Source organism: Saccharibacter sp. EH611, assembly GCF_009834765.1.
GTDB lineage: Bacteria > Pseudomonadota > Alphaproteobacteria > Acetobacterales > Acetobacteraceae > Saccharibacter.
In genome coordinates, this window is the sequence record NZ_WVHP01000010.1 from 1 (window position 1) to 3,493 (window position 3,493).

The following is a 3,493-nucleotide window of genomic DNA, read 5'->3' on the forward strand; positions in this document are numbered from 1 at the left end:
AGAACAAGGGGCACAAACATGACAGGAACAATGCTCAGACACTAGGAAATATCTTGTCCCATCGCATCCCATTACCTCACAGCTATCAATATCTACTCTCATCCCCGCCTCCATTTCTTCCAGAACACGACCGCGATCTTCCACGGCCAGAACAGCATTGTTGTCAGTGTTGGGATGCCCCCTCGCGGGCAGTTAGGGCGGAAACGGCGCTCTCGATGTCTGACGTAGAGGCCCATTCCGCAATAAATATTCATTGATAGAAGTATGGCATGAAAGATATTCATCACATGCCCTCCGCAAGGTTGTATACCTTGTCAAGCAAGTAACTAAACTCGCTTCGGTCTTGCGTTTCAAAAGCACGCATCAAATCAGCGACCAGTTCATTGCCCGTTACATCACATGGTTTTGCTGGAGGTAGATTGAGTTTGCGACTCACGACTTCTTCCAGCAGATATTTATCATCGACCTGACTAATGGCGTCGTCTGCGTCTATCTCGGCTTGAACTAAAATCATCACAGACCCCTCCTGATTTTACGCACGAGATGAGCGACGATGCTGCATAAGAGCACCGGCCACATGAACGAAGCGACAACGCGGGTTTCGGTTGGTACGTAGCTGTGCTGTGGCTGTGTTAGCTCGAACACGGCCCATAGCGTCGCGCCGATGAGGCCGTAGAGCGCTGCGGCTAGGCACAAGATGAGAAAGAGGCTCATGCTGGCATCTCCTGCATGTCATTTTCTTTGCTTTGTAGCTTGCGGAGGTTATCCAGTTTCATCTCATGAAACTGAGCCAAAGCGCCCTTTAACGCTGCGATAAAATCCTCATCACGCTCAACACGCTCTGTGTAAGGGCGTAATCCGGGGCAATACGAATAGCGGTCGCACCATTGCCGCCCTGTGACGAGCAACTGCCCCTGAACCTGCACAAAATAATCCATCCCGAAGCCATTCAGCATGTAATGAGCATGTTTCTCTGGGCGTGGGCACTTAATTTCCAGCAACCCATTCTCGCCAATAAGCCGGTCGGGACTTGCGCCATATGTGCCGTCATCATCGGTGATGAAACCCACACGCTGTGCTATTTCGGCTGTTTCAAACTCATAGGCTTGAGCCGCTGTCTCTTCTAAGGCAATCCCTCGTTGCACATCTTGATTGTGGCTTAAATCCGTCTCTAAAGGACATCCAAGAATCATCTCAACAGCGAGCTTCACCGCGTATGGCTTTGCCGAAGAAGAAAAAGCGTGCGTCTTCGGTGTGATAATCTTGCTAAATTCAGAGGCTGTTGGGAGACCAGCACGTAAGGCCATCCACTCATCAGAGCCTTGTTCTACGTTATATATCTTCATGACTGCCTCTCATGAGCAGGCAGGGAACATTTCAGTCTCTTCACCGCTCGTTGATAAAGATGACTAGGCATTTCGTCTAAAGAGCTACAGGCCGCCCACGCGAGTATTTTTTGCGTTGCAACCCCGCTCTGCCTCAGTAAGTCAACGATTTCATTTTTCTGAGCCGCCGTAATGACATCCCCCTGACGCGGCTTGGGGGGGAGCCCATCTGTGTCCTCATTTGTCCGAACGATATTCAGCAGCATTTCAGCGCAATAACGCTTCCCGTAGGAAATAGACGAGCCAAACGCCTGCAAAGCATTCCGTCCATTACCAACATCTATAGGCAAATCCATTTCGGAACTTTGAGACTTCCCATTCTCATGAGTAATCGTCCCGATAATAGTCTTCATACCGCCTTCAGAAGAGCGCGTCGTAAAAGAGAGCCGTAACCCGTGCTTTGTCAGAATAGGACGAATAACGGCATCCATATCTTCCCATCGGGTAAAGTTGTATCCTACCTTTCCCCCGAGACTAACCCGGCCATTCTTTGCCACCTGTGGGATTTCCCCAGAAGCGGCGCTCATGGCACGGCTAAATTCTGCTGTTGCCTCTCTATCCATGACTTGATTGTGCATTTGTAAGAGCGCTTGCATCTTATCAACATCACATTGCGGGTTTGTTGCCGCTTGTGAGATGATCCCCATGATAGAAACATCCGTATTGACCCTCGTTTCAACAGAAGGAGATACGTTGTTTTCCTTTGCTACTACGTTACTCATCACGCGGCCTCCCATTCCCGGGCACGCAGGCGGGCAAGCGCTATGACAGCGCGGTATTCTTGGCCGTGCTTGTTGTCGCCATGTGTGTCGTTTACGGCTTTCTCAAACTCATCAAGGGTTCCGCTAAAGCAGCCACGCGTTACGTATGGTACGTCTTTCGTGTGGAACAGTATCAGTGCCCCATCTTCTGATCCGATTGGGCCGATCGTCAGAATGTGGCGTTGACTGGGTATCCACGCATTCCCGGACACACGCGCATTTCCGAACACCTTCGCATCGCCGAAGACTTGCGCATTGCCGGATACCTTCGCATCGTCGGATACCGCCGCATCGTCGAACACCCACGCATCTCCGGACACCCAAGCGTTCCCTTGGTGGCTTAGGTTGTCTTCACATGCGATGTATCCGCCTAGTTCACCCTTAGAAACGTCGAACTCTGGAATATCCCTAAGTGCTTTGATCCGAAAAAGTGTTTCACCAAAGTCTGTAACCGTATCGTCGGTTAGTAGTTCGTATTTCTTACTCATTAGAAGCCCCATGCTTTCACATTTTCAAAAACTGCGCAGGAAAAGAGTGCTTCGGCTGCTGTTTTCTGCTCTTTCTTGAGGCAGTCCATCGCTGCCTTTAGGTATTCTGTCCGCCTCATTTGCGGCGTCTCTGGGCGTGCTTTAGACACAGCTTTCCTGTTTGCGTGTTTCAGCATCTCAAAAATCCTCGGTTTTACTTGGGGGCGGTTAGTAACTATTTTCTTCTATCTGGCGCTCTTTAAGCAAAAGTTCGGCAAGCTTCATGCTCAGTTCTTCTCTTTTCTTTCTAAAACCACTCACACAAAGACCTATTTTCTCTGTTCTATTTATCTTCATGTCTACAAGAGAGATTTCATTAAGAATACTATCGCTTTCCTTGAGCGTTGTGACCGTTATGGTTCGAACGACTGTTTCGATGATGAAGCTCTTATTGCACGACGTGCAGTGCCATTTAGCCCCCTCATACGCCTCATTGAGCTCGCCATCCCCCTCGTTCTCATACAAGCAATGGGGGCAGACAATCTTTCCTTCATGCTCCTGTCTGTAGTTCATCGTGTCTCCTCCAAAGCCCGTTGTTGGTGCCTTAACCGAGCCTTGAGAACCAAACGCTCTTCTACTTCTTCGGGTGTTAGGACATCGCGCTGTTCAATCAGATCAAGAAGAAGATGTGTATGAGCTATCCGTTCCTTTAAGGCTGCTAGATCACTCATCATCCCATCACCCTATCGTCTTGATTGAGATTGCGGGATGTGTCTTTGCTCTGCCAGTAACGGTCTGCTGCGCTTCCTGCTTCTCGTTGATCCTCCAGAAAGGACTGAAGACCGGGGATGCCGTCTTCGTCTAAGTCCGCCGCCATGAG

Annotated in this window: 8 protein-coding genes; all 8 read right to left on the bottom strand. The window is 49.7% G+C overall.

Annotated features, from left to right (window positions below):
• Positions 1 to 283 precede the first annotated feature (283 nt).
• The 8 genes from GS535_RS04165 to GS535_RS04200 are packed head-to-tail and all read right to left on the bottom strand — an operon-like array spanning position 284 to position 3,347.
• Positions 284 to 517, bottom strand: coding sequence for a hypothetical protein (locus tag GS535_RS04165; protein ID WP_160792100.1), 234 nt, complete (start codon positions 515 to 517; stop codon positions 284 to 286).
• Positions 514 to 714, bottom strand: a complete 201-nt coding sequence (locus GS535_RS04170; RefSeq protein WP_160792101.1) for a hypothetical protein — start codon at positions 712 to 714, stop codon at positions 514 to 516. Before GS535_RS04170 ends, GS535_RS04165 begins: the two co-directional genes overlap by 4 nt.
• Positions 711 to 1,346, bottom strand: a complete 636-nt coding sequence (locus GS535_RS04175; RefSeq protein ID WP_160792102.1) for a lambda exonuclease family protein — start codon at positions 1,344 to 1,346, stop codon at positions 711 to 713. The genes GS535_RS04170 and GS535_RS04175 overlap by 4 nt, the downstream gene beginning before the upstream one ends.
• Positions 1,343 to 2,107, bottom strand: coding sequence for an ERF family protein (locus GS535_RS04180; RefSeq protein ID WP_160792103.1), 765 nt, complete (start codon positions 2,105 to 2,107; stop codon positions 1,343 to 1,345). Before GS535_RS04180 ends, GS535_RS04175 begins: the two co-directional genes overlap by 4 nt.
• Positions 2,107 to 2,634: a hypothetical protein gene (locus GS535_RS04185; protein ID WP_160792104.1), complete on the bottom strand. Its 528-nt coding sequence runs from the start codon at positions 2,632 to 2,634 to the stop codon at positions 2,107 to 2,109. Before GS535_RS04185 ends, GS535_RS04180 begins: the two co-directional genes overlap by 1 nt.
• Positions 2,634 to 2,810 (bottom strand): hypothetical protein, encoded by a 177-nt coding sequence (locus tag GS535_RS04190; RefSeq protein WP_160792105.1) that lies wholly within the window; start codon positions 2,808 to 2,810, stop codon positions 2,634 to 2,636. Before GS535_RS04190 ends, GS535_RS04185 begins: the two co-directional genes overlap by 1 nt.
• A gap of 31 nt (positions 2,811 to 2,841) precedes the next feature.
• Entirely contained in the window at positions 2,842 to 3,186 is a 345-nt protein-coding gene (locus GS535_RS04195) for a hypothetical protein (protein WP_160792106.1), read from the bottom strand.
• Positions 3,183 to 3,347 carry a hypothetical protein gene (locus tag GS535_RS04200; RefSeq protein WP_160792107.1) on the bottom strand — a complete coding sequence of 55 codons (165 nt, stop codon included), beginning with the start codon at positions 3,345 to 3,347 and terminating at the stop codon, positions 3,183 to 3,185. Before GS535_RS04200 ends, GS535_RS04195 begins: the two co-directional genes overlap by 4 nt.
• Positions 3,348 to 3,493 lie beyond the last annotated feature (146 nt).

Coding starts and splice junctions, on each gene's coding strand:
- GS535_RS04170 (WP_160792101.1), bottom strand. CDS start 714: ATGAGCCTCTTTCTCATCTTGTGCCTAGCCGCAGCGCTCTACGGCCTC.
- GS535_RS04175 (WP_160792102.1), bottom strand. CDS start 1,346: ATGAAGATATATAACGTAGAACAAGGCTCTGATGAGTGGATGGCCTTA.
- GS535_RS04180 (WP_160792103.1), bottom strand. CDS start 2,107: ATGAGTAACGTAGTAGCAAAGGAAAACAACGTATCTCCTTCTGTTGAA.
- GS535_RS04185 (WP_160792104.1), bottom strand. CDS start 2,634: ATGAGTAAGAAATACGAACTACTAACCGACGATACGGTTACAGACTTT.
- GS535_RS04190 (WP_160792105.1), bottom strand. CDS start 2,810: ATGCTGAAACACGCAAACAGGAAAGCTGTGTCTAAAGCACGCCCAGAG.
- GS535_RS04195 (WP_160792106.1), bottom strand. CDS start 3,186: ATGAACTACAGACAGGAGCATGAAGGAAAGATTGTCTGCCCCCATTGC.
- GS535_RS04200 (WP_160792107.1), bottom strand. CDS start 3,347: ATGATGAGTGATCTAGCAGCCTTAAAGGAACGGATAGCTCATACACAT.